The organism is Paracraurococcus ruber (genome assembly GCF_004353985.1).
GTDB classification, from domain to species: domain Bacteria; phylum Pseudomonadota; class Alphaproteobacteria; order Acetobacterales; family Acetobacteraceae; genus Paracraurococcus; species Paracraurococcus ruber.
In genome coordinates this window covers 1-25,698 of record NZ_SMOA01000074.1, presented here as the reverse complement: position 1 = coordinate 25,698, position 25,698 = coordinate 1, and the positions used below count along the sequence as shown (strand labels likewise).

At 72.3% G+C, this 25,698-nt stretch carries 20 protein-coding genes; 14 read left to right on the top strand and 6 right to left on the bottom strand.

All coding sequences use genetic code 11. The features are described from left to right. Positions 1-304: 304 nt before the first annotated feature. Both ileS and lspA read left to right on the top strand, forming a co-directional pair. On the top strand, positions 305-3,133 hold the full coding sequence (ileS, locus tag E2C05_RS15190) for an isoleucine--tRNA ligase (RefSeq protein ID WP_133220493.1): 2,829 nt from the start codon (positions 305-307) through the stop codon (positions 3,131-3,133). After that, a complete protein-coding gene (gene lspA / locus E2C05_RS15185; RefSeq protein WP_133220492.1) occupies positions 3,130-3,642 on the top strand; it encodes a signal peptidase II in 513 nt (170 codons plus the stop codon). Before ileS ends, lspA begins: the two co-directional genes overlap by 4 nt. 68 nt (positions 3,643-3,710) lie before the next feature. Here the strand turns inward: lspA and hmgA are convergent, their stop codons facing one another. Further along, positions 3,711-5,051, bottom strand: a complete 1,341-nt coding sequence (hmgA, locus tag E2C05_RS15180) for a homogentisate 1,2-dioxygenase (protein WP_133220491.1) — start codon at positions 5,049-5,051, stop codon at positions 3,711-3,713. A 43-nt stretch (positions 5,052-5,094) separates the two neighbouring features. Continuing rightward, a complete protein-coding gene (locus E2C05_RS15175) occupies positions 5,095-6,075 on the bottom strand; it encodes an MBL fold metallo-hydrolase (protein WP_133220490.1) in 981 nt (326 codons plus the stop codon). 96 nt (positions 6,076-6,171) lie between these two features. On the opposite strand from E2C05_RS15175, the gene E2C05_RS15170 reads away from it, so the two are divergent. From E2C05_RS15170 to E2C05_RS15150, 5 genes are all read left to right on the top strand, one after another. Further along, positions 6,172-6,999 carry an IclR family transcriptional regulator gene (locus E2C05_RS15170; RefSeq protein ID WP_133220489.1) on the top strand — a complete coding sequence of 276 codons (828 nt, stop codon included), beginning with the start codon at positions 6,172-6,174 and terminating at the stop codon, positions 6,997-6,999. Further along, entirely contained in the window at positions 6,996-7,289 is a 294-nt protein-coding gene (locus tag E2C05_RS15165) for a hypothetical protein (protein ID WP_133220488.1), read from the top strand. Before E2C05_RS15170 ends, E2C05_RS15165 begins: the two co-directional genes overlap by 4 nt. 303 nt (positions 7,290-7,592) lie before the next feature. Further along, positions 7,593-8,909, top strand: a complete 1,317-nt coding sequence (locus E2C05_RS15160; protein WP_133220487.1) for an efflux RND transporter periplasmic adaptor subunit — start codon at positions 7,593-7,595, stop codon at positions 8,907-8,909. Next, positions 8,906-10,135, top strand: a complete 1,230-nt coding sequence (locus E2C05_RS15155) for an ABC transporter permease (RefSeq protein WP_133220486.1) — start codon at positions 8,906-8,908, stop codon at positions 10,133-10,135. The genes E2C05_RS15160 and E2C05_RS15155 overlap by 4 nt, the downstream gene beginning before the upstream one ends. After that, positions 10,128-10,904: an ABC transporter ATP-binding protein gene (locus E2C05_RS15150; protein ID WP_133220485.1), complete on the top strand. Its 777-nt coding sequence runs from the start codon at positions 10,128-10,130 to the stop codon at positions 10,902-10,904. Before E2C05_RS15155 ends, E2C05_RS15150 begins: the two co-directional genes overlap by 8 nt. A gap of 119 nt (positions 10,905-11,023) precedes the next feature. On the opposite strand, the gene E2C05_RS15145 is transcribed toward E2C05_RS15150, so the two are convergent. The 4 genes from E2C05_RS15145 to E2C05_RS15130 all read right to left on the bottom strand — a co-directional run bounded on the left by E2C05_RS15145 (position 11,024) and on the right by E2C05_RS15130 (position 16,762). Next, entirely contained in the window at positions 11,024-12,313 is a 1,290-nt protein-coding gene (locus E2C05_RS15145; RefSeq protein WP_133220484.1) for an amidase, read from the bottom strand. Positions 12,314-12,338: 25 nt separating this feature from the next. After that, the gene (locus tag E2C05_RS15140) at positions 12,339-13,889 is read right to left on the bottom strand and encodes an amidase (RefSeq protein ID WP_133220483.1); all 1,551 of its coding nucleotides are present in this window, start codon (positions 13,887-13,889) and stop codon (positions 12,339-12,341) included. A gap of 4 nt (positions 13,890-13,893) precedes the next feature. After that, positions 13,894-14,946, bottom strand: a complete 1,053-nt coding sequence (locus tag E2C05_RS15135; RefSeq protein WP_158292140.1) for an AbrB family transcriptional regulator — start codon at positions 14,944-14,946, stop codon at positions 13,894-13,896. Between the two features lie 211 nt (positions 14,947-15,157). Beyond that, on the bottom strand, positions 15,158-16,762 hold the full coding sequence (locus E2C05_RS15130) for an ABC transporter substrate-binding protein (protein ID WP_133220481.1): 1,605 nt from the start codon (positions 16,760-16,762) through the stop codon (positions 15,158-15,160). A 281-nt stretch (positions 16,763-17,043) separates the two neighbouring features. Here E2C05_RS15130 and E2C05_RS15125 point away from each other — a divergent pair, with 281 nt between their 5' ends. The 7 genes from E2C05_RS15125 to E2C05_RS35340 all read left to right on the top strand — a co-directional run. Continuing rightward, positions 17,044-18,663, top strand: coding sequence for an ABC transporter substrate-binding protein (locus E2C05_RS15125; protein WP_133220480.1), 1,620 nt, complete (start codon positions 17,044-17,046; stop codon positions 18,661-18,663). A gap of 17 nt (positions 18,664-18,680) precedes the next feature. Next, positions 18,681-18,869: a hypothetical protein gene (locus tag E2C05_RS15120; RefSeq protein ID WP_133220479.1), complete on the top strand. Its 189-nt coding sequence runs from the start codon at positions 18,681-18,683 to the stop codon at positions 18,867-18,869. Beyond that, complete coding sequence (locus E2C05_RS15115; RefSeq protein ID WP_133220478.1) at positions 18,866-20,266, top strand: amidase; 1,401 nt, start codon at positions 18,866-18,868, stop codon at positions 20,264-20,266. The genes E2C05_RS15120 and E2C05_RS15115 overlap by 4 nt, the downstream gene beginning before the upstream one ends. Beyond that, on the top strand, positions 20,263-21,885 hold the full coding sequence (locus E2C05_RS15110) for an amidase (RefSeq protein WP_133220477.1): 1,623 nt from the start codon (positions 20,263-20,265) through the stop codon (positions 21,883-21,885). The genes E2C05_RS15115 and E2C05_RS15110 overlap by 4 nt, the downstream gene beginning before the upstream one ends. Before the next feature lie 5 nt (positions 21,886-21,890). Continuing rightward, the gene (locus E2C05_RS15105) at positions 21,891-23,534 is read left to right on the top strand and encodes an amidase (protein ID WP_133220476.1); all 1,644 of its coding nucleotides are present in this window, start codon (positions 21,891-21,893) and stop codon (positions 23,532-23,534) included. A 240-nt stretch (positions 23,535-23,774) separates the two neighbouring features. Further along, entirely contained in the window at positions 23,775-25,022 is a 1,248-nt protein-coding gene (locus E2C05_RS15100; protein WP_133220475.1) for an aminopeptidase, read from the top strand. 408 nt (positions 25,023-25,430) lie between these two features. Continuing rightward, on the top strand, positions 25,431-25,698 hold a 268-nt coding region (locus tag E2C05_RS35340), incomplete at its 3' end, for a transposase family protein (protein WP_192912470.1).

The window sequence follows — 25,698 nt, the reverse complement described above, 5'->3', positions numbered from 1 at the left end:
GGCGGACCCGGCGGCGCAGCGCCCCTGCGCCGCGGCGCTGCTCGGCCCGCCGCCCGGGGCGCCGGCAGCGCGCGGGGGTTGATGCGGGCGGCGCTTGACCCGGCCCCGCCTCGCTCCGCATAACCCGTCCATGCAGCGTTGGGCGCATCGCAGCGGCACCGGCCGAATTCCTGGCCCGGTCCTCGCCTGAGGCGGTCCGCCGGGGGGCATGCCCCCGGGACCGCGATCGGGCCAGGGCCGGGACCATCCGCGCGCATCCACCGCCCCGCCGGCGCCACGCCGCCCGCGGCCAGGACCCAGGACCATGACCGACGCACCCGCCGAAGCCCCCGCCCGCGACTACCGCGGCACCGTCTTCCTGCCCGACACCCCCTTCCCCATGCGCGGCGACCTGCCGAAGCGCGAGCCAGACTGGCTGGCGCGCTGGCAGCGCATCGGCCTGTGGGAGAGGCTGCGGGCGCAGTCGCAGGGCCGCGAGACATTCGTCCTGCATGACGGCCCGCCCTATGCGAACGGGCCGCTGCATATCGGCCACGCGCTGAACAAGATCCTGAAGGACGTGATCAACCGCGCCGCGCAGATGAGCGGCAAGGACGCCGACTACGTCCCGGGCTGGGACTGCCACGGCCTGCCGATCGAGTGGAAGATCGAGGAGGAGTACCGCGACCCCAAGGGCAAGTACCAGGGCGGTCGGAAGAAGGACGACGTCCCGGTGCTGGAATTCCGGGCGGAATGCCGCGCCTATGCCGAGCACTGGCTGGGCGTGCAGCGGGAGGAATTCCAGCGCCTGGGCGTGCTGGGCGACTGGGCGGGCCGCTACGCAACGATGGACCTGCCGAGCGAGGCGGCGATCGTGCGGGAGATCGGCAAGTTCCTGATGAACGGCTCGCTCTACCGCGGCCTGCGGCCGGTGATGTGGAGCCCGGTCGAGAAGACCGCGCTGGCCGAGGCGGAGATCGAGTACCACGACCATGTCTCGCCGACGCTATGGGCGCGGTTCCGCCTGGTGAAGGCGGGTGCGGCGGACCTGGTGGGTGCGAGCGTGGTGATCTGGACCACGACGCCCTGGACCATCCCCGGCAACCGTGCGGTCGCGTATGGGGAGGAGATCGACTACGCGCTGGTGCATGTGGAGGGCGTGGCCGAGGGCAGCCACCTGGCGGTGGGCGAGCGCCTGCTGGTCGCCCTGCCGCTGCTGCCGCAATTCGAGAAGGACGCGAAGCTCGGCGCGCATACCGTGAAGCGCGTGCTGAAGGGCGTGGAGCTTGCAGGCGCGGTGGCGGCGCACCCGCTGCGCGGCCCGGCGGGACAAGGCGGCTATGACTTCGACGTGCCGCTGCTGCCCGGCGACTTCGTGACGACCGAGGCAGGCACCGGCTTCGTCCATATCGCGCCGGGCCATGGCGAGGACGACTTCAACCTCGGCAAGCAGTTCGGCCTGCCGGTGCCGGAGACGGTGAACGACGACGGCACCTTCACCGTCCAGGCGCCCGGCTTCGCCGGCCTGCATGTCTTCAAGGCGCATGACGCGGTCTATGCCGCCTGCGAGGCGGCGGGCACGCTGGTCGCCAGGTCGAAGCTGACCCACAGCTACCCGCATTCCTGGCGCTCCAAGAAGCCGGTGATCTTCCGGGCGACGCCGCAATGGTTCATCGCCATGGATGACGGCAACCGGATCCGGGAGAAGGCGCTGGCCGCCATCGACGCCACGCATTTCGTGCCGGACCAGGGCCGCAACCGCATCGGCAGCATGGTCGCGGCGCGGCCGGACTGGTGCATCAGCCGCCAGCGCGCCTGGGGCGTGCCCATCGCCGTCTTCGTGGAGAAGGCGAGCGGCCAACCGCTGCGCGACCCCGCCGTGATGGAGCGCATCGTCGCCGCCTTCGCCGCGGAGGGCGCCGATGCCTGGTACCGGCCCGGCGCCGCCGCGCGGTTCCTCGGCGAAGGCCGCAACCCGGCCGACTACGAGCAGGTGATGGACATCGTCGATGTGTGGTTCGAGAGCGGCTCGACCCATGCCTTCGTCCTGCCGGACCACAAGCTGCCCTTCCCGGCCGACCTCTACCTGGAAGGCTCCGACCAGCATCGCGGCTGGTTCCATTCCTCCCTGCTCGAGAGCGTCGGGACGAACGGCGTCGCGCCCTTCAAGGCGATCCTGACGCATGGCTTCGTGCTGGACGAGCAGGGCCGCAAGATGTCGAAGTCGCTCGGCAACGTCACCGCCCCGCAGGAGGTGATGAAACAGTACGGCGCCGACATCCTGCGGCTCTGGGTCATGAACTCCGACACGGCCGAGGACCTGCGCATCGGGCCGGAGATCCTGAAGCAGCAGGCGGAGCTGTACCGGCGCATCCGCAACTCGCTGCGCTGGCTGCTGGGCAACCTCGCCGGCTTCTCGGACGAGGAGACGGTGCCGCATGCCGCGCTGCCGGAGCTGGAGCGCTGGGTGCTGCACCGGCTGACCGAGCTGGATGCGCGGGTGCGCAAGGCGGCCGAGGACTTCGACTGGACCGGGGTGTACCCGGAGATCCACAATTTCTGCGCGACCGACCTGTCCGCCTTCTACTTCGACATCCGCAAGGACGCGCTGTACTGCGACGCGCCGGACAGCCACCGCCGCCGCAGCGCGCGGACGGTGCTGGACGTGCTGCATCGCTGCCTCTGCGCTTGGCTGGCGCCGGTGCTGGTCTTCACCGCGGAGGAAGCCTGGCTGGCGCGCTTCCCGGATGAGCACGGGAGCGTCCACCTGACCGACTTCCCCTTCGTGCCGGAGGGGTGGAAGGATGATGCGCTGGCCGCGCGCTGGGCCGCGATCCGGCAGTTCCGCCGCAGCGTCACCGGCGACATCGAGGAGAAGCGGCGCGCGGGCACCATCGGCTCCTCCCTGCAGGGCAAGGCTCTGCTGCGCTTCGCCGAAGGCGATGCGGCCGATGTCCTGTCGCCTGCGGAGTGGGAGGAGGTGCTGATCGTCTCTCAGGCCGAGGTCGCGCGAGCGCCGCAGAGCGGTGCCGCAGTGGAGGTCGCCCCCGGCACCAAATGCGACCGCTGCTGGCGGGTGCTGGAAGAGGTCGGGACGTCCGCCGCGCATCCCACGCTCTGCCTTCGGTGCGAGGCGGTGGTGGAGCGGGCATGAGCGCGACCGCCACCGCCACGCTGCCCTCGCGCGCCGGGCTGCGTCTCGGCCTCATCCTGGCCGTGCTGCTGCTGCTGGCCGACCAGGCAAGCAAGTGGTGGATCCTGGACGGCGTGCGGCTGCCGGAAGTGGGGAACATCCCGCTGTTCGAGGTCGGGCCATTCGGGCTGGACCTGACCATGGTCTGGAACCGTGGCGTCACCTTCGGGCTGCTGTCGGGCGACGGGCCGCTGAACCACCTGCTGCTGGCGCTGCTGGCGGTGGCGATCGCCGGCTTCCTGCTGCGCTGGCTGTGGCGGGCGGAAACGCGGTTGGTGGCGGTGGCGCTGGGTGCCGTGATCGGCGGCGCCGTGGGGAACGTGATCGACCGGTTGCGCTTCGGCGCGGTGGTCGATTTCATCCACGCCCATGCCTGGGGCTGGAGCTGGTATGTCTTCAACATCGCCGACGCCGCCATCGTCTGCGGCGTCGCGGTGCTGCTGGCGGACGCGATCTTCCGGAAGCCCTGAACTCGAGGGTTCCAAGGGCCCGTCGGCCCTTGGCGGGGTGAGTGCGAGAGGGGCAGCGCCCCTCTCGCTTACGGCCTGGACGGGTCGAAATGCTTGCGGAGCTTGGCGCCATACGCGCCGTACTCCGCCTGGCGCTCCGGCAGTTCCGCTGCATAGCGCGTGACCCGCTGCGGAAACCGCGTCTCGAACATGAAGGCCATGGTGCCGCTCAGCTTGTGCGGCTTCAGGTCCGCGTTGCTCGCGCCCTCGAAGGCGTCCATGTCCGGGCCGTGCGGCAGCATGCAGTTGTGCAGCGAGAAGCCGCCGGGCGTGAAGCCCTGCGGCTTGGCGTCGTACTGGCCGTAGATCAGGCCCATGAACTCGCTCATGATGTTCATGTGGTACCAGGGCGGCCGGAAGGTGTTCTCCGCCACCATCCAGCGGTCGGGGAAGATGACGAAGTCGATATTGGCCGTTCCCGGCGTCTCGCTCGGCGAGGTCAGGACGGTGAAGATGCTCGGGTCGGCGTGGTCGAACAGCAGCGGCCCGACCGGGGAGTAGCGCCGCAGGTCGTATTTGTAGGGCGCGTAGTTGCCGTGCCAGGCGACGACGTCGAGCGGCGAGGCGGCGAGTTCCGCCGCCCAGAGGCTGCCGCCCCATTTCACCAGCATGCGCGTCGGCGCCTCGCGGTCCTCATAGGCGGCGACGGGCGTCAGGAAGTCGCGCGGGTTGGCCAGGCAGTTGGCGCCGATCGGGCCGCGCTCGGGCAGGGTCAGGGCGCCGCCGTAATTCTCGCACAGGTAGCCGCGGACGGGGCCGGCCGGCAGCTCGGCGCGGAACTTCACGCCGCGCGGGATGACGGCGATCTCGCCCGGGGCGATGTCGATGACGCCGAACTCGGTCGCCAGCCGCAGCGCGCCCTGCTGCGGGACGAACAGCATCTCGGCATCGGCGTTGTAGAACACCTCGTCCACCATGCTGCGCGTGGCGAGGTAGATGTGCGCCGCCATGCCGGATTGCGTGGCGGCGTCGCCGGCGGTGGTGATGGTGCGGATGCCCTGCAGCAGCGTGATCCCCTCGGCCGGGATGGGCAGCGGGTTCCAGCGCAGCGGCTGGATGGGCATCTCCACCTCGGCGCAGGGCGCCGTGCGCCAGAGGCCGGCGTCGATCCGCTCGAACCGTCCCCAATGGGCGACGGTCGGGCGGATGCGGTAGAGCCAGCTGCGCTCGTTGCTGGCGCGCGGCGCGGTGAAGGGCGACCCGCTGAGCTGTTCGGCATAGAGGCCATAGGCGCATTTCTGCGGGCTGTTGCGGCCGATGGGCAGGGCGCCGGGCAGCGCCTCCGTCTCGAACTGGTTGCCGAAGCCGGTCATGTAGCCGGGCTCGGCCGTGCCGCTGCGCGCCGGCGTCATGGGCTGGACGATGGTCATTGCTCGCCTCCTCCAGGGTTCGTTGGTCGCGCCGCGATCCGCTCTAGCGCTCGATCTCCGCGCTCTTCACCGCTTTGCCCTGTTCCAGCGCCTGCCACATCTCCACGTCGCGCTCGGCGGTCCAGATGCGCGGGTGGTCCAGGCCCTTCGCCTCGTCATAGGCGCGGGAGACGTTGAAGGGCATGCAGTGCTCGAAGATCACCCACTGGCCGTATTTCGGGCGCATGGACCCCATCGCCTCGTCATAGACCTGCTTCAGGGTGGCGCCCTTGGCGACGCCGGCCTTGGCGATGGCGAAGAGGTCGCTGGTGAAGGCGGCGGTGCCGGCCAGGCCCTCCTCGACCTCGGCCTTCGTCACCAGGCTGCGGCCGCGGCCGGGGACCAGCTTCTCGGCGCCCAGCGCGCGCACGGCGGCCAGCGTCGCGGACCAGTCGGTGAAATGCGCGTCGCCGCAATACGGGGTTGCGCCGAACTCCACCACGTCGCCGGCGAAGCAGACCTTCTCCTTCGGCAGCCAGACCACCGTGTCGCCGGCGGTGTGGCTGCGGCCGATATGGATGATCTGCACCTCCCGCTTCCCCATCCACAGCGTCATCCGCTTGTGGAAGGTCAGGTGCGGCCAGGTGAGGCCCGGGATGCTTTCCTTGCCACGGAACAGGCGCGGGAAGCGGCCGATCTCGCTGTCCATGTCCTGCTGCCCGCGCTCCACGATCAGGTCGCGCGTGACGTCGGAGGCGATGATCTGCGCGCCCCGGTAGCCGCTGGCGCCCAGCACGCGGACGGCGTGGTAGTGGGACAGCACCACATGCGTCACCGGCTTGTCCGTCACGGTGCAGATCTTGGCGATGACATCGGCCGCCATCTTCGGCGTCGCCTGCGCATCCACCACCAGCACGCCGTCGTCGCCGATCACCACGCCGGAATTCGGATCGCCCTCCGCCGTCCAGCCATACAGGCCGGGGGCGAGTTCGTCGAAGGAGACGACCTTCTCGGCGAGGTCCTTGGTGCTGGCGAAGCCTGACATGGTGCGATCCCCTCGGTCCTATTGCTACGCATAGCGTAGCGTGCTTCTCTTGGCGTAGCGCAGAGTTCGCCGGAGGCCCCGCCCCTGTCAAGCGCCATGCTGGAACCACCCCGGACTGACGCCGCCGCCCCGGCCCAGGCCGGCGTGAATGCGGTGGAGGTGGCGGGCGGCCTGGTCCGCGCCCTGGCGGACGCCGCCGGGCCGCAGCGCTTGGCCGACCTCGCCCGCGCCGTCGGCATGCCGACCGCCAAGGCGCATCGCTACCTCGTCAGCCTCATGCGCGCCGGCCTCGTCGCACAGGACCCGCAAAGCCGGTGCTACGACCTGGGCCCCCTGGCGCTTCGGGCGGGGCTGGTCGCGCTCGGGCGGTCGGACGCGCTGAAGCAGGCGGAACGGGTGCTGGAGGCGCTGGCCGGGAGCACCGGGGAGACCGCGGCCGTCGCGGTCTGGGGCACCCATGGCCCGACCCTGGTCCGGCTGGCCGCGGCGCGCCACGCCCAGGCGGCGCGGGTGCCGCCCGGGCATGTCTTTCCGCTGACCTGGTCGGCCTGCGGCCTGGTCTTCTGCGCCTGGGACGACCCGGCCCGCATCGCCCCGCTGGCGGCGCGGGACCTGGCGCAGAGCCGCGCCATCCACCGCCCCGGCGCGCCGCACGGCCAGGCGGAACTGGATGCGCTGGTCGCCACGGCCCGGGCCCGCGGCTTCGCCACCGCGGCGAACGAGGCGGAGGGCGGCGTCTCCGCCATCGCCGCGCCGGTGCTGGACTCGGGTGGCGGGCGGCTGCGTCTCGCCCTCTCGGTCTTCGGTGGTGCCGGGCGGATCAACCTGGACCCGGACGGGCCGGTGGCGGCGCTGGTGCTGGATGCGGCGCGGCGGCTGGCGGCGGAATTGCGCGGCCATCCGCCGCTGGACTGGCTGCGGTGAGCCGGCTGCCCCGCGCCGTCCGCTTCCTGCTGGTCCATGCCGCCATCGGCTTCGGGCTCGCCACACTGCTGATGGCGGCACTGTTCTGGGCGAACCCGGGCGGGGTGGGGCAGGTGCTGCGGCGCGCGCCTGGGCATCCCTGGCCCAGCCTGCTGCTGTGGTTCTTCTGCGGGCTGACGCTCGGCGCGGTGCAGATCGGCATCGCCGTCATGCTGCAGGACCGCCCGCCGGATGACGACGACCGCGGCGGCGGCAGGCGGGGGCTGGTGCCGGTGCGGGTGCGGGGCTGACACGGGAGGAGGCTCGTCGGACGCAGTGCGTCCGACCCCCCCCCGCTCCCCCTCCGCCGGGGCCTCAGGCGATGCCCCGGATCCCGGCGTTAGTTCAATCGCCTCGGGCGGGCCCCCGCTGGGGGCCCGCCCGAGCGATCACCCAGGCCGGTCCAGGCCACGCCTGTGGCCCGGTGGCGGGAGTTCGAGGGGGGCAAAGCCCCTCTCGATCCCACCTTCCAGCGCCCCGGCTTGACCTCGCTCATGGTCCGGGCGCCACTGGCCGGGCACATGCCTCGCGGCGACGGAGACCGCATCCACCCCATGTCATCCCGCAAGGCCCCGCCCTGGACCGCCAAAGCGCCGGGCAGCGCGCCGCCGACGGCGGATGGCCGGGTGCCCGTGCCATTGCCGCATGCCCTGCCGCCCGCCGGCCTGGCCCCCCTGCCGCGCCGCCGCTGGCCCTGGAAGCGCGCGCTGCTGGCCCTGCTGGTGGTTGCCGGAGCCGTCTGGGTGGCGGTGCCGCGGCTGCTGGGGCCGGAGGTGCCGGTGCTCGCCATCAGCCGCGGCCGCCTCGTCCAGACCGTGGTCGCCACCGGCCGGGTGGAGAACCCGCATCGCATCGGCATCGGCACGCAGGTCACCGGCACCGTCGCCGCCATCCCGGTGGAGCGCCGCCAGGCGGTCGAGGCCGGGGCGGTGCTGATCCGGCTGGACGACCGGGAGGCCCGCGCCGCCATGGAGCAGGCCGAGGCCGCGCTGGCCCAGGCCGAGGCCCGGCTGCGCCAGATCCGCGACCAGGGCCTGCCCGCCGCCGAGATGGCGCTGCGCCAGGCCGACGCCACCCTGGACCAGGCCCGCGCCGCCCATGCCCGCACCGAACGGCTGCAGGCCCAGGGCTTCGCCACCCCCGCCCAGCTCGACGAGGCACGCCGCGCGTTGGCGGTGGCCGAGGCCGGCGCGCGCGGCGCCCGCATCCAGGTCACGGCGAACCAGCCCGGCGGCAGCGAGCCCGACCTGGCCGAGGCCGCCTTGCGCCAGGCCCGCGCCAACCTCGGCGCCGCCCGTGCACGCCTCGCCTACACGGTGGTGGCGGCGCCGGTCGCCGGCACGCTGATCACCCGCGCGGTGGAACCGGGCGACACGGTGCAGCCCGGCAAGGTCCTCATGCTGCTCTCCCCCGCCGGCGACACCGAGCTGGTGATCCAGCTGGATGAGCGGAACCTGGCGCGGGTGCGGCCCGGCCAGGCGGCGGTGGTCTCGGCCGATGCCTTCCCCGACCGGCCCTTCCCCGCCGTGGTCCGCTACGTGAACCCGGGCGTGGACGCGACCCGCGCGGCGGTGGAGGTGCGGCTGGCGGTGCCCGACCCGCCGGAGTTCCTGCGGCAGGACATGACCGTCTCGGTCGACATCGCGGTGGCGGAGCGCGCCGATGCGTTGATCCTGCCGACGGAGGCGCTGCTGGACGGCCCCGCGGTGCTGCGCGTGGTGCAGGGCCATGCGCGGCGGCAGCCGGTGCGCCTCGGCCTGCAGGGGCGGCGGGGGGCGGAGGTGCTGGACGGGCTGCGGGAGGGCGACCTGGTGCTGCCCGCCGGCGCGAAGCTGCCGGACGGCGCCCGCATCCGGCCGCTTGCCCCGTGACGCGCTTCCTGCCCTTCGAGGTGATCGCGGCCCTGCGCTTCCTGCGGGAAGGCCGGATGCAGACCGGCTTCATCCTGGCCGGCGTCACCATCGGCGTCGGCGTCATCGTCTTCCTCTCGGCGCTGCTGGCCGGCGTGCAGAGCAACTTCATCCGCCGCGTGCTGAGCTCCCAGCCCCATATCGTGCTGCTGCCGCCGGAGGAGGTGGCGCGGCCGCAGCGCGGCGGCGACGCCGGGGTGTTCGAGGATGCGGTGGTGCAGCGCCCGGCGCAGCGCCTCCGCTCGATCGACCAGTGGCAGGCCATCCTCGGGCAGCTCAGGGCGATGCCCGAGGTCGCGACGGCCGCCCCCGTCGCCGCCGGCGCCGCGCTGGCGGTGCGGGGGGAGGTCGGGCGCAGCGTCACGCTGGAAGGGATCGACCCCGCAAGCTGGTACGAGGTGGTGCGGCTGCCGGACTACGTCACGGCCGGCACGCTGCGGCTGACCAGCACCGATGTGGTGATCGGGATCGAACTCGCACGGCTGGTCGGCGTGCAGCCGGGCGACCGCATCCGCCTCTCGGCCGCCAATGGCCGCGACGCGGTGCTGACCGTGACCGCGCTGTTCGATGTGGGCAACAAGGCGGTGAATGAGCGCAACGTCTATGTCGCGCTGCGCACGGCGCAGAGCCTGCTGAACCTGGAGGGGGGCGTCACCTCCCTGGAACTGACGGTGCGCGATGTCTGGGACGCCGAGGCGGTGGCGCAGCGCATCCACCGGCTGACCGGCGTGCGGGCCGACAGCTGGATCGCGACCAATGCGCAATTCGTCACCGCGCTGAACGCCCAGGTCACGGCGAACACCGTCATCCGCATCTTCGTCGGGCTGTCCGTCGCGCTCGGCATCGCCAGCGTCCTCGTCGTCTCGGTGGTGCAGCGCTCGCGGGAGATCGGCATCCTGCGCGCCATGGGGGCGCGGCGCGGCCAGGTGCTGCGGGTCTTCCTCATCCAGGGCGGGCTGCTGGGGCTCGCGGGCTCGGTGTCGGGCTCGGCGGTCGGGGCGGGGACGATCCTCGCCTGGCACAGCCTGGCGCGGCAGGCCGATGGGACGGAGCTGTTCCCGCTGGTGGTGACCGGCTCGCTCTTCGCTGGCGCCGCGCTGCTGGCCTGCCTCACCGGCGTGCTGGCGGCGCTGGCGCCGGCGCTGAGCGCGGCACGGCTCGACCCGGTGGTCGCCATCCGTGGCTGACGCGCCGGGCCCGGTGCTGCGGCTGATCGGCGTGCGGAAGGCCTACAACCAGGGCCTGCCGAACGAGGTGGAGGTGCTGCACGGCATCGACCTGGCGCTGGCGCGCGGCGAGTTCTGCGCGCTGATCGGGCCGAGCGGATCGGGCAAGAGCACGCTGCTGAACCTGATCGGCCTGCTGGACCGGCCGACCGATGGCCGGCTGCTGATCGAAGGGCTGGAGACCGGCGCGCTGGACGATGCCGCGCTGACCCGGCTGCGCGGCCGCAGCATCGGCTTCGTCTTCCAGCACCACCACCTGATCGGCGCTTTCAGCGCGGCGGAGAACGTCATGATGCCGCTGCTGCTGGACCGCGGCTGGCCGCAGGACGGCATGCGCGAGAGGGCCGAGGCGCTGCTGGAGCGCGTGGGCCTCGCGCGCTGGCGGGACCAGCCGGTGGGGCGCCTGTCGGGCGGGCAGCAGCAGCGCGTCGCGATCGCCCGCGCGCTGGCGATGGACCCGCCTTTGGTCCTGGCGGACGAACCCACGGGCAACCTCGACACGAAATCGGCCGATGCCGCCTTCGACCTGATGCGGGAATTCAACCAGGAACGCGGCACCACCTTCCTGGTCGTCACGCACGACCCGCGCCTGGCACGGCGCTGCGACCGGGTGGTGGAGGTGGTGGACGGGTACCTCGTGAGCGACGTGGGTGTCGCGGTCCCGGGAGAGGGCTCTGCCCCCTCCCGGACCCTCCCCCGCCAAGGGCCGAAGGGCCCTTGGATCCCTTGAGTCATCGCCGGAGAGGGGACCCCCGCCGGGGGTCCCCTCTCCGGCGATAAACCCAGACGGGGGCCCGGGGGTCGGTTCGATCCCCGGCGGGGGTCCAGGGGGCAGAGCCCCCTGGGGAGCTACGCCCCGGCGTCCACCACCGGCGCCGCCAGCGCCGCCACCTCCAGCAGCGCGGCGTCGCCGTAGCGCGGGCCGATGATCTGCACGCCGACCGGCATGCCGTTCGGTCCCTTGGTGCAGGGGATGGCCAGGCAGGGCACGTGCAGCAGCGTCCACATGCTGTTGAAGACCGGGTTGCCCGTGTCCTGCCGCCCGACCGGTGCCTCGCCCGCCGCGGCCGGCGTCAGCACCGCGTCGAAGCCGGGGAAGAGCGCGTCGAACAGCTTGCGGCACTCTGCGGACAGGTCGTGGGCGGCGACCTGCGCCTTGGCGGTGATGCCGGTGCTGTTCTCCACCCGCTCGCGGAAATCCTCGTGCAGCAGGGCGTGGTGGGTCAGGTATTCCGGCAGGAAGGCGCCGCGGCCCTCGCCCAGCAGGATGACGCGATGCGCCTCGTTGATGTCGAGGAAGGGCGCGGGGAGTTCCACCTCCTCCACCATTGCGCCGGCCGCCGCCAGCCGCTTGCCGGCCAGCAGCGTGGCGGCCTGGGATTCCTCGGCGGCCTGCGCCCAATTCGGCCCGCGGCAGAGCCCGATGCGCAACTGCCGCACGGTCTTGCCCAAGGGCTTGTCGAGGTCGAACAGCCGGAAGGCCTGCGCCACCAGCTTCAGGTCGGCGACGCTGCGGCCATACCAGCCGATGGTGTCCAGCGTGTGGGAATAGCGCTTGGCGCCTTCGCTGTTCACCACGCCATGCGTGGGCTTCAGCGCATAGATGCCGTTGAAGGAGGCCGGGCGGATCAGGCTGCCGCCGGTCTGCGTGCCGAAGGCGATCGGCACCATGCCGTCCGCGACGGCGGCGCCGGAGCCGGAGGAGGAACCGCCCGGCGTCCGCGTCGGGTCATGCGGGTTGCGGGTCAGCGCGCGGCGGCCGCCGGCGGCGAATTCCACCGTATCGGTTTTGCCGAAGACCACCGCGCCTTCCCCGCGCGCCACGCCGACGCAGGCGGCGTCCCGGCCCTGCCGCAGTCCTTCATAGATCGGGGAGTTGTGGCTGGTGGGCATGTCGGCGGTGTCGATCATATCCTTCACGCCGAGCGGCAGGCCGTGCAGCACGCCCTTGGTGTAGGCCTTGTCCACCCGCCGCGCGTTGCTGATCGCCAGCTCGGTGTCGAGGAAGCTGAAGGCCTTGGTGATCGGTTCGCGTTCGGCGCAGCGTTCGAGGCAGGAGCGGGTGAGCGCCTCCGCGGTCAGCGTGCCCTCCTGCAGCTTGGCGGCGGCTTCGGCGGCGGTGAGTTGCCAGGGTTCCATGGACGTCTCTCCTTGGGATTTCGGGTCAGCGGCCGGCGCGGAAGACGAGGGCCGGCTCGGCATCCTTCTCGGGCAGCCGTGGCAGGGCGGCGGCCGCCTCCTCCACCTGCCGGGCCAAGTCGCGGGCGCGCGCCGCCTGGTCCAAAGCCGGGCCGGGCGCGCCGGCCGGGCCCGCGCCGCCCTTCAGCGTCGGGCGAAGCCCGCGCCAGTCCGTCGCCGCTTCCAGCGCCTGCGCGGCGCGCAGCACCAGCCCTTCGGCGAAATGCGCCCCGATGATCTGCGCGTTCAGCGGCATGCCGTTGCCGTCGAAGCCCGAGAGCATCGACATGGCGGGATGGCCGGACAGGTTGGCGGGATTCATCACGCTCTCCCGCGTGAAGGCGATGATGCCCTGCGGGTCGTCCCAGCGCGCCGCGACGCAGGATGCGCCGGGCAGCAGCAGCAGGTCGCAGCCGGCGAACAGCGCCGTCATCCCGCGCGCCAGGTGCCGCCGCACGCGCTGCGCCATCAGGTAGTCGGCGGCGCGCACCAGGCTGCCGCAGGTCATCTTGTCTCGCAGCGCCTGGCCCATCAGGTCGGCGCGGTCGCGGAAATCGGCCTCGTGGATCGAATGGGATTCCGACCAGTTGATGATGCCGGAGGCGCGGCGGAACTCCGCCAGCGGCGCCGGCAGCACCACCTCCACCAGCCTGGCGCCGAGCCGTTCGTAGATCCGCGCCACCTCCGCCACCCCCGCGGCGATGTCGGGCGTGATCTCCGCCGGCATGTCGCGCAGCACGCCGATGGTAAGGCCGGCGACGCCGCCGGCCAGCGCGGCGCGGTAGTCCGGCACGGGGATATCGGCGCTGCCGGGATCGGTGGGGTCGTGCCCGGCGATGGCGTTCAGCACCAGCGCGCTGTCCTCCACGGTCCAGCACAGCGCGCCGGTCACGTCCAGCGACCAGCAATTCGGCAGCGCGCCGCTGCGGCTGACCCTTCCATAGGTCGCCTTCAGCCCCGCCAGCCCGTTCGCCGCCGCCGGCAGCCGGATGGACCCGCCGGTGTCGCTGCCCAGCGCGAAGGGCGCGATCCCGGCCGCGACGGCGGCGCCGCTGCCGCTGGAACTGCCGCCGGTGAAGCGGTCCAGGTCCCAGGGGTTGCGCGCCACCGGGAAGGGCAGGTCGTGATGCACCGCGCCGGTACCGGTGCCGTATTCCCAGGTGTTCAGCTTGCCCAGCAGGATGGCGCCGGCCGCCTGCAGCTTGTCGACGATGTGCGCGGTGCGGTCGGCGACATGGTCCAGCATCAGCCGGGACCCGCCGGTCGTCCGCAGGCCGGCGACGTGGTAGTTGTCCTTCACCGCGAAGGGCACGCCGTGCAGCGGGCCGCGCCAGTAGCCGGCGGCGATCTCCGCCTCCGCCCGCTTCGCCGCCGCCAGCGCCTCCTCGCCCAGCAGGGTGATGTAGGCGCACAGCCTGCCATCCACCGCGGCGATGCGGTCCAGCAGCGCCTGGGTATAGGCGACGGGCGAGAGGCGCCGCGCGGCGATGCGCCGGCCCGCCTCGGCGGCCGAGAGGAAGCAGAGGTCGTCGGTCATTCGGTCAGTCTCCGGCTGCCGGCACCGCTCGCGCCGCCGACCCGCGCCGGTGCAGCAGGCGGAAGACGGGCGGCGTCAGCAGCGCCACGAGGAAGATGCGGGTCACGTGCAGGGTGACGACCAGCGCGACCTCGAGGCCGAGCGCCTTGGCCGTCAGGCTCATCTCCGCCACGCCGCCGGGCGCGGTGCCCAGCAGCACGGCGCCGAGCGGCTTGCCGGTGGCGGCCGCCAGCGCCAGGCCCACCAGGCCGCAGCCCAGCATCAGCAGCACCACCTGGACCAGCGCCGCCGGCAGGAAGCGCCGCAGGCGCTTCAGCATGGGCCGGTCGAAGGCCGCGCCAAGCTGCGCGCCCAGCGCCACCTGCGCGATGGCGGAGAGCCACCAGGGCACGCCGGACAAGGTATGGCCGGAGGCGGTGACCACCGCCGAGACCGCGAGCGGCCCCAGCATCCAGCCCGCGCGCAGCCCCAGCTTCACGCTGCCGAAGGCCGCGGCCAGCCCCGCCAGATACAGCAGCGCGAAGCCGGCGGGGTCGAAGGGCAGGGCGGTGGCGATCGGCGGATGGTCGCCATGCAGGCCGGACAGCGCCATCAGGTTCGGCGTCAGGATCACCACCAGGCAGACGCGCAGAAGCTGGGAGACGGCGACGGGCGCCGGCTTGCCGCCATAGCTCGCCGCCAGCATGGCCATGTCCGCCGCGCCCCCGGGGATCGAGGCGAACCAGGCCGTCGCCATGTCCACTCGTCCGGAGCGCACCAGCAGCGGCGCCAGCGCCGCGCCGATGCCGAGCGTGGCGAGTGCGGCCAGCACCAGCACCGGCAGGTTGGCCAGCAGCAGCGCCGCGGTCGCAGGCGTGAAATACAGCCCCAGCGCGATGCCGACGACGCCGAAGAGCAGGTTGCGCGCGGTGGCGGAGGCTTCGGCCGGCACGCCCGAAAGCCGCGCGGCGGCGACCGCGACGAGCGAGCCGATCAGCCAGGGCAGCGGCAGGTGCAGCACGGCGAAGACGGCGCCGCCGAGGGCGCCGATGCCGAAGCCAAGCAGCAGGCGTGTCATGCGGATTGCCGCCGGTCGGGAGGGGCGCTGCCGGGTCCCCATGCCGCGATGCGCCATGGGGTGCCCCTGCCTCTCCCGAACCCACCCCGCCGGCGGAAGTCTATCGCCGCGGGCAGCGCCCGCGGCGATAACCCAGGCCGGTCCAGGGGGCGCCTGACCCCTGGTAGGGAGAGTTTGAGGGGGACAACCTCCCCCTCAAGCCGCGCGCCCGTCACCCGACATGCACCGGCGTGAGATCCTGGAACCAGCTCTGCGCCTGGGTGAACCCGCGCACCTTGGGCCCCAGCGCGCGCGGGTTCAGGTCGTGGACCACCCAAAGCCACATCGCCTGGTCCACGATGCGCTCATGCAGCTTCGACAGCAGCCGGTCCTGCTCCTCCCGGTCGAAGGCGAGCTTGGCGGCGGAGGCCAGCGCGTCGGCCTCCGGATCCTCGAAGGCGCCCCAGTTGAAGCCCTGCGGCGGCCGCAGGCGCGACCAGGACGTGGCGATCAGCCCGATATCCGGGTCCCAGAAGCCCCAGGAATTGTTGATGCCGGACAGCCCCTTGTTCTCCGGCGCGAAGGCGCCGGCGCGGCGGCGGCCGCGCAGGGCCTCCCATTCCAGCACCTCGAATTCCAGCTGCACGCCGACCTCGGCCAGGTTCTGCTGGATGAAGTCGTTCATCGGCAGCGGCTGCATCTGCCCGCTGCCGCTGGTGGAGATGCCGAATTTGATCCTGAGAGGGTTGCGCGCATTGTAGCCCGCCTCGGCCAGCAGCCGCCTTGCCTCCGCCTTGTCGTGCCGCAGCTTGAAGGGCGGGTTGCCGAACCAGGGATGGCCCGGGTTCACCATGCCCTGCGCCGGCATCGCCGTGCCGCCCAGCAGCGTGACCAGCCCTTCGCGGTCCACCGCCAGGTTCAGCGCGCGCCGCACCCGCAGGTCCCGCGTCGGCGCATCCGGCAGCGTGGAGAGCTGGTAGGGCCAGATATGCGGGTAGAGGTTGGTCACGATCTGCATGCCCGCCTGGCGCAGCCGCGGCAGCGCATCGGGCGGCGGCGCCTCGATCCAGTCCACCTGGCCGGACAGCAGGGCGGAGACGCGGGTATTGGCATCCGGCACCGTCAGCAGCACCTGCCGGTCCGATTTCGGGATGCGGTCCTTGTCCCAGTAGTTGGGGTTGCGCACGAGGTCGGCGCGCTGCCGCGGCACCACCCTTTCCAGCATCCAGGGCCCGGTGCCGGACGGGCGCTGCGCAACCCGGTTCCAGTCCCGCCCCATCTCCTCCCACCGCCGGGGCGAGGAGATGAAGATGCTGCTGACTTGGTAGGGGAAGACCGCATCCGGCGCCTTGGTGGTGATCTGCACCGTCATCGGGTCCAGCGCGCGGTATTCGGCGATCGGCGCGATGTAGGTCGCGGCCTGGACCATCTGCGCCTGGTCGTATTGCGGCGCCTCCCGCTGCATCAGCTTGTCGAGGTTCCAGACGACATCGGCCGCGGTGAAGTCGGAGCCGTCGTGGAATTTCACGCCCGGCCGCAGGCGGAAGGTCCAGACCCGCCTTGTCTCCCGGTCCACCTCCCAGCTCAGGGCCAGGCCGGGACGGTGGCGCGCGGACACGTCGCGCTTCGACAGGTCCCAGTTGATCAGGCAGTCGTACACCTGATAGCCGATGAAGCGCTGCCCCTCGCCGCCCTGGCTGGGCTGGCCGGTGGTCAGCGGGATGTCGGCCATGGTGGTGGCCACCCGCAGCACGCTCTCCGCCGCCTCGGCGCCGAAGGCCGGCAGCAGCGCGGCCCCCGCGCCGGCCTGCAACATGGTGCGTCGGTTCAACGGCATCCTCGCCCTCCATCACCCCGTACGCCGGGTTGGCTTTGCAAGGCGCGTGCCGCGGGACAATGCGCCTGCCATCCCCGTGCCGGGTGCGCCGCAGGCCCGGACGGCCTGCCGTCGGGTGGCCGCCGCATGCCGCCTGCGCGGGCAGCGTTGACGCGCGGCGTGCGCTTCTGCACGCTGCGCCCACCGGGAGTACGCCGGCGCACCGCACGGGCAACACGCCTGAGGAGCGGCATGCGCACAGCATCAGCACGCATCACCGCCGCCCCTGCCGGGAGAGGCCGATGATCGCGACCCCACTCATTCCGCGCCGCGCGCTGCTCGGCGGCGCGCTGGCTGCTGCCGCGCTGCCGCCCGACCCGGCGTTGGCGCAGGCGCCCTCCGGCACGCTGCGCGTCGGCATGACGCTGGCCGCCATCCCGCTCTCCAACGGCTTCCCCGACCAGGGCGGCGAGGGCCAGCGCTTCCTCGGCATCACCGGGTTCAATGCGCTCTGCGAATGGGACCTGACGCGGTCGGACCGGCCGGCGCCGCTGAAGCCCGGCCTCGCCACGCGCTGGGACCCCGACCCAGGCAATCCCCGGCGCTGGTGGTTCACCATCCGGGAGGGCGTGCGCTTCCACGACGGGAAACTGCTGGAGACGGAGGACGTCGTGTTCTCCTTCGACCGCGCCTTCAAGCGCGACGCCCCCTGGTTCGACCAGCGCGCCAGCGCCCAGGCCGGCACCCGCCTGCCGACCGTCGCCGCCTATGGGCAGGACGGTCGCCGCTTCTGGATCGAGACCACCTATCCCGACAGCACTTTGCCCTTCGGCCTCACCTTCCTCGGCATCGTCCACCGCGCCGCCTGGGAGAATGCCGGCCGGTCCTGGGACCGCTTCATGGAAAAACCGGTCGGCACCGGGCCCTTCCGGATCGAAAGCTGGTCCATCCGCGAACGCTGCGTCATGACCCGCTTCGCCGAGCATTGGGACGCATCGCGCATCCCGCGCTGCGAACGCCTGGTGCTGCTGCCGCTGCCGGATGCGAATACCCGCGTCGCCGCTCTGCGCAGCGGCCAGGTGGACTGGATCGAGGCGCCGCCGCCCGATGCCCTCGCCTCCCTCCGCGCCGCCGGCTTCCAGGTCATCACCAACCAGTATCCGCACAATTGGACCTGGCATTTCTCCATGCTGGAAGGCTCGCCCTGGCGGGACCTGCGGGTGCGGCAGGCGGCCAACCTGGCGGTGGACCGCACGGGCATGCGCACCATGCTGGCCGACACCATGCTGGAGGCGACCGGCCTGGTGACGCCGGACAGCCCCTGGTACGGCAGCCCTTCCTTCAAGCTGGCCCATGACCCCGCCCAGGCGCGCCGCCTGCTGGCGCAGGCCGGGTTCGGGCCGCGCAACCCGCTGCGCACCCGCGTCGCCATCTCCGCCAGCGGGTCCGGCCAGATGCAGCCTCTGCCGATGAACGAGTTCGTGCAGCAGAACCTGCGCGAGGTCGGGATCGAGGTGGAATTCGAGGTGGTGGAGTGGAACGCCTTGCTGGTCATCCGGCGGGAAGGCGCACCGAAGGCCCAGCAGCGCGGCATCACCGCGGTCAACATCTCCTACGCCGCGGCGGACCCGTTCAGCGCCTTCATGCGCCTGCTGAAGGGCGACATGATCCCGCCGCTCGGCGGCAATTTCGGCCACTACAGCGAAGCCGACATGGATGCGCTGATGGAGCAGGCCTTCAACGCCTTCGATGCCGAGCAGCGCGACGCCATCCTGGCGAAGGTCCATACCGAGGTGGTGGACCGCGCGCTGTTCCTGTTCGTCGGGCACGACCTGAACCCGCGGGCGATGAGCCGGCGGGTGCGCGGCTTCGTGCAGGCGCGGTCCTGGTCGCAGGACCTGACGCCGGTTTCGCTAAGCTAGGGAAAGGGGGAAACGCCGTGAACGACACCGAGGGAGCCGATTTCCAGGCGCTGCTGCGCATCGCCGGGATCACCATCCCGGCCGCCCGCTACGACATCATGCTGGACGCCTATCGCCACTGGCTGGAACTGGTGAAGGTACTCGACGAGCCCATGCCGATGGCCGAAGAGCCCGCCGCCGCGCCGCGCTTCGGAGGTGAGGCATGATCCCCGCCCCCGTCCCCTCGCTGGCGGAAGCCTCCGCCGGCATCGCCTCCGGCGCGCTCTCGCCCGTCGCGCTGACCGAGCAGGCGCTTGGCCGCATCGCGGCGCTGGAACCGCGGCTGAACGCCTTCATCACGCTGACGGCCGACCGCGCCCGTGCCGCCGCCGCCAAGGCCGAGGCCGAGATCAAGGCCGGCAACCGCCGCGGCCCGCTGCACGGCATCCCCTATGCGCTGAAGGACATCTACGACGCCGCCGGCCTGCCCACCACGGCGCATTCCCGCGTGCTGGGGGCGGAGAACATCGCTTCCGAGGACGCCGCCACCACCGCCCTGCTGGAACAGGCCGGCATGGTGCTGCTGGGCAAGCTGGCGACGCATGAATTCGCCCGCGGCGGCCCGACCGATCCGCTGGCCTGGCCGGCGGCGAAGAATCCCTGGGCGCTGGACCATTTCGCCGGCGGCTCCTCCTCCGGCTCCGGCACCGCCGTGTCCTCCGGCATGGTGGCGATGGCGATGGGCTCCGACACCGGCGGGTCCATCCGCCTGCCCGCCGCCTTCCAGGGCATCGTCGGCCTGAAGCCCACCTATGGCCGGCTCAGCCGGCGCGGCGTGGTGCCGCTCTCCTTCGGCATGGACCACACCGGGCCGCTGACCCGCACGGTGGAGGATTGCGCCATGGCGATGCAGGCGCTGGCGCTGCACGATCCGCAGGACCCCGGCAGCGCGGATGTGCCGCCCGGCGACTACCTGTCCGGCCTGAAGGCCGGGGTGAAGGGCCTGACCATCGGCTGGGCCCGCAGCTTCGACGAGGCGGCGAATCTCTCGGCCGAGCAATCGGCGGCGGTCGCCGAGGCGGTGCGCGTGCTGCGCAGCCTGGGCGCGACGGTGGTGGAGGTGACGCTGCCGCCCATGCGGCGGTTCGAGGCGGCGACCTGGACCATCATCCATGCCGAAAGCTTCGCCATCCACCAGCAGCATCTGCGCAAGACGCCTGACCTGTACGGCCGCGTCACCTGGGAACGCATCGCGCTCGGCGCCTTCGTCACCGGGCCGCATTATGTCCAGGCGCAGCGCCTGCGCACCGCCCTGACGCGGGAGGTGGATGCGGCGCTGGCGACCTGCGACGCCATCCTCAGCGCCCCGGCCTCCGGCACGCCGCCGAAGCTGAGCGAGGTGGATGAGGGGCCGTGGCGCAAGCAGCAGCCGCTGACCGCGCCCTTCAACTGCACCGGCCACCCTGCCATCTGCATCCCCGGCGGCTTCGGCGCCAACGGGTTGCCGCTGTCCCTGCAAATGGTCGGCCGCGCCTTCGACGAGGCGATGGTGCTGCGGATTTCCCACGCCCATGAGCAGGCGACCGAATGGCACACCCGCCGCCCGCCGGAGGCCTGGGCATGAGCGACCTGCACCTGCTGACCATCGCCGAGTCGGCGCGGCGCATCGCCACGCGCGACCTCTCCCCGGTGGAATTGGCCCGCGCCTTCCTCGACCGCATCGCCGCGGTGGATGGCGTGCTGCACAGCTATGTCGCCGTCACCGCCGACCTGGCGATGGCCCAGGCGAAGCAGGCGGAAGCGGAGATCCTGCGCGACGGCGCGCGTTCCCCGCTGCATGGCGTGCCCTATGCGCTGAAGGACATCTACGACACCGCCGGCCTCGCCACGACCGGCCATTCCGCCCGCTGCAAGGACCGCCTGCCGACCGAGGATGCGCATACCGTGGCGAAGCTGCGGGAGGCCGGCGGCGTGCTGCTGGGCAAGCTGGCGACGCATGAATTCGCCACCGGCGGCCCGTCCTGGGACCTGCCCTTCCCGCCGGCGCGCAACCCCTGGGACCTCAGCCGCTTCCCTGGCGGCTCCTCCTCCGGCTCCGGCGCCGCTGTCGCGGCCGGGCTCGCGCCGGGCGCCATGGGCTCCGACACCGGCGGGTCCATCCGCCTGCCCGCCGCCTTCTGCGGCATCGCCGGCATCAAGCCGACCTATGGCCGCGTCAGCAAGCGCGGCGTCCTCCCGCTCTCCTTCACGCTCGACAATGCGGGCCCGATGGCCTGGACGGTGGAGGACTGTTCCCTGTTGCTGCAGGCGATCGCTGGTCACGATCCGCTCGACCCGGCCAGCGCGGATGTGCCGGTGCCCGATTACGGCGCGACGCTGCGCGCCGGCGTGAACGGGCTGCGCATCGGCCTGGTGCGGCACTGGTACACCACGGACCGCGCGGCCGCGCCGGAGGTCGTCGCCGCCATGGACGCGGCGGCGGAGGTGCTGCGCGGCCTGGGTGCCGAGGTGCGGGAGATCACGCTGCGGCCCCTGTCGGACTACCAGTCCTGCATGCGCATCACCGCGCTGGCGGAAAGCTTCGCCATCCATGGCGACTGGCTGCGCACCCGGCCGCAGGATTATGGCGAGGTCTTCCGCTACCGCATCCTGCCCGGCGCCTTCGTTCCGGCCTCCGACTATGTCCAGGCGCAGCGGCTGCAGCGCATCCTGGCGCAGGGCATGCTCGACGCCTTCGGGGAGGTGGATGCGCTGATCACCGCCTCCACCTGGGGCGAGGCGCCGGTCATGGCGGAGATGCGCGCCGAGGCGAATTTCGCCGCGCCGCCGCTGACCAACCCGTGGAACGTCGCGCAGCTTCCGTCGCTGTCGCTCTGCAACGGCTTCGGCCCCGGCGGGCTGCCGCTGTCCATGCAGGTCGCCACGAAGCCCTTCGACGAGGCGCTCGCCTTCCGCATCGGCCATGCCTACGAGGCGGCGACGCCCTGGCGCGGCAAGCGCCCCGTGCTTCCCGCGACGCCGTTCCGCGACACACCGGTGTCGCAGGCCGCGCCGCCCCCTGCCGACCCCGCGCGTGCCACCTACGCCATGCTTGCCGGTCTTGCGTCGGTCGCGCCCAACGAAGAACAGTTCGCGCAACTCTGCGAGGCGCTGCCGCATGTCGAGGCGCTGGGCGCCCGCCTGCCGCGCACCCTGCCCTTCTGGGCGGAGCCGGCCAACAGCATCAGCTTCGAGGGGGAGTGAGCGCCATGGCCACCGCCCTGCACCACCTGACCATCGCCGAGGCCTCGCGGCTGATCGCCACCCGCGACCTCTCGCCGGTGGAGCTGACCCGCGCCTTCCTCGACCGCATCGCGGCGTTGGACGCGCAGGTGAATGCCTATCTCCTCGTCACCGCCGATCTCGCGCTGGAGCAGGCGCGTAAGGCGGAGGCGGAGATCATGGCCGGCCGCCATCTCGGCCCGCTGCACGGCATCCCCTATGCGCTGAAGGACATCTACTGCACCGCCGGCATCCGCACGACCGGCCATTCCCGCAGCGCCATCGACTACGTGCCGAGCGAGGATGCGGAGACGGTGCGCCGCCTGCAGGCCGCCGGCGCGGTGCTGCTGGGCAAGCTGGCGACGCATGAATTCGCCCATGGCGGGCCGAGCTTCGACCTGCCCTGGCCGCCGGCGCGCAACCCGTGGGACCTGCGGCGCTTCACCGGCGGCTCCTCCTCCGGCTCCGGCGCCGCCGTTGCCGCGGGGCTGGCGATGGGCGCGCTGGGCTCCGACACCGGCGGGTCCATCCGCAACCCGGCGGCACTCTGCGGCCTGGTCGGGCTGAAGCCTACCTATGGCCTCATCAGCCGCCGCGGCGTCTGGACCAACAGCTTCTCCTTCGACCATGCGGGTCCGATGACCTGGACTGTGGAGGACTGTTCCTTGTTGCTGCAGGTCCTGGCCGGACATGATCCTCTCGATCCAGCCAGCGCGAAACGCGAGGTTCCCGACTACCGCGCCGCGCTCACCGGCGACATCCGCGGCCTGCGCATCGGCGTGCTGCGCCACCAGTTCGAGGAGGAGGTGCCGGCGCCCGAACCGCTCCGCGCCGCGCTGGACCAGGCCTTCGCCGTGCTGCGCAGCCTGGGCGCGGAGCTGGAAGACGTGCGCATCCGCCCGGCCCGCGACTATGCCGATGTGAAGGTGACCGGCGCCGAGAGCGAGCTCTACGCCGTCCACGAACAGGGGCTGCGCGCCAACCCGCAGCTGTTCGGGGAGGATTTCCTCGGCCGGTCGCTCGCCGCCATCCTGATCCGCGGCGAGGACTATGTGAACGCGCAGCGCGAACGCCGCGCGATGGTGGAGGAGGCGCGGCCGCTCTGGCAGCGCTACGACGCCATCCTGACCGCCGGCCCCGGCCCGGCGCCGCTGCTGGATGCCTGGCGCACCATCAATTTCTGGCAGAAGGCGTCCTATACCAACCCCTGGAACGTGCTGGGCGGCCCGTCTCTCGCGCAATGCATCGGATACACCGCGGAAGGCCTGCCGCTGTCCATGCTGGTGCAGGGAAGGCCCTTCGCCGATGCCGCGGTGCTGCGTATCGCCGATGCCTATGAACGCGCCACGCCCTGGCGCGCGCGGCGGCCGGTCCTGGAGGCCGGCGCGCCGCCGCTGCCTTTGCCGCCGGTGCCGGATCCGACCCCGGCCGATGTCACGCCCGCCGAGCGCGACGCCGTCGCCCTGGTCGCGCGCCGCGCCGGGCTGACCCTGAACGAGCGGCAATTCGAACTGCTCTGCGCCGCGGCGCCCCATGTCTGGGCCATGACGGGGCGGCTGCGCACGCCGCGCAGCTTCGAAGCCCCGGCGCCGGTGGGGGTGTTCCGGTTCACGGGGTATGCCGGGGGGTAGAGCCGTCCGAGAGGGGCTCTGCCCCTCTCGGGCTCTCCCCGCCAAGGGCCGGAGGGCCCTTGGATCCCTTGAGTCGACGAAGCCCGGAGGCCCACAGCGGGGGTCTCCGGGGTTCGTTAAACCCATGCCGGTCCAGGGGTCGCCTGACCCCTGGCAGGTGGAGCGCGAGGGGGCAGCGCCCCCTCGCACAGCGCCACAGACGCCCCGATATTCCCCGCGGAACACCAGGGAACACGCGCGATGGACACGGGCATGGGCACGACGACGCTGGCGGATCGGCTGGACCGGCTGGCGATGCTGGCCGTTCGCGTCGGGCTGAACCTGGCGCCGGGGCAGGAATTGGTGATGACCGCGCCGCTCGAGGCGCTGCCGCTGGCCCGCCGCATCACCGAACAGGCCTACAAGGCCGGCGCCTCCCTCGTCACCACCATCCTCGGCGATGACCAGGCGACGCTGGCCCGCTACCGCCATGCGCGGGAGGAGAGCTTCGACACGGCCCCCGCCTGGCTCTACGACGGCATGGCCGCGGCCTTCCGTGGCGGCGCCGCCCGCCTGGCGATCGCCGGGGAAGACCCGTCGCTCCTGGCGGGTCAGGACCCGGACAAGGTGGCGCGCGCCAACCGCGCCCGCAGCACCGCCTATCGCCCGGCGCTGGAACTGATCACCGACACGGCCATCAACTGGACCATCGTCGCCGCGGCCAACCCGGCCTGGGCCCGCACCGTCTTCCCCGACCTGCCGGAAGACCAGGCGATGGCGCGGCTGTGGGATGCGATCCTCGCGGCGTCGCGGGCCGATGCGCCCGACCCCGTCGCGGCCTGGGAAGCGCATAATGCCGGGCTGATGGCACGCCGCACCATGCTGAACGGCAAGCGCTACCGCGCGCTGCGCTTCCGCGGCCCGGGCACCGACCTGGTGGTGGGCCTGGCGGAGGGCCATGCCTGGATGGGCGGCCTGTCCACCGCCCGCAACGGCATCACCGGCAACCCCAACATCCCGACCGAGGAAGTGTTCACCACGCCGGATGCGCGCCTGACGCAGGGCGTCGTCTCGGCCACCAAGCCGCTGTCCTACCAGGGCACGCTCATCCAGGGCATCCAGGTGCGGTTCGAGGGCGGCGTGATCGTCGAGGCGAAGGCCACGACCGGCCAGGCGGTGCTGGAGAAGATGATCTCCACCGACGAAGGCGCGCGGAAGCTGGGGGAGGTGGCGCTGGTCCCTGCCTCCAACCCCATCGCCGGCACCGGCCTGCTGTTCTGCAACACCCTGTTCGACGAGAACGCGGCCAGCCACATCGCCCTGGGCCAGGCCTATTCCCGCTGCTTCGAGGACAAGGCGCTGTCGAAGGACGAACTGGCCCGGCGCGGCGCCAACAACAGCCTGATCCATGTGGACTGGATGATCGGCTCGGCCGAGACCGAAGTGGATGGGCTGGACGCGGCCGGCGGGGCGGAGCCGGTGATGCGCCGCGGGGAATGGGTGGGGTAAGGCGGTACGTGTCCGGACGGACCCGTCCGGCGCCCGCGCTCGGCTGCCCTGACCGCCGGATGCCGGTGTCGGGCGCCAGGCACCACGATCCTCTCGTGTCCTGCCCGCCGCGTTCCCAGCCACCGGCTGCGAACGCGGCGGATCAGCAGGTCAGTGCCAGTGACGGCGCATGGTCCGAACCCAAGGGCGCCGCCAGCGGCGGTGAACTTCGGATCCGGGACACCAGGGCGGCCTCCATGCTGGCCGGCCTGACCGCGCGACGATGCCCTGCGAGCCATGCCTGGGCCATGCCGCACGGGTGGATGCGAAGGCGGCCTGCCCTGGGCCGGCGTGGAAAAGGGGCTCTGGCGCAGATTCCGTGCAGGGTGGGCGTTGGATGCGGGTGTCATCGGTGAGGAAACGCCAGCGATGCCTCTGCTCGACCCACGCCCCCTGTTGCCATCCGGTCTCGTGGTCGACACCGTCGAGACCGGCGCGGACCGCATCACCATCTCAGCGCATCCAGCGGCAACGGTGAGCGCCTGCCCAATCTGTGGCGAGTTGTCCCGCCGCGTGCACAGCCGCTACCGGCGACGCCTTCTGGACCTGCCCTCCCACGGTCGAGCCGTGGAGCTGCATTTGCAGGTGCGTCGCTTTCGCTGCGTCACGGCGGAATGCCCGCAGCGGACCTTCGCCG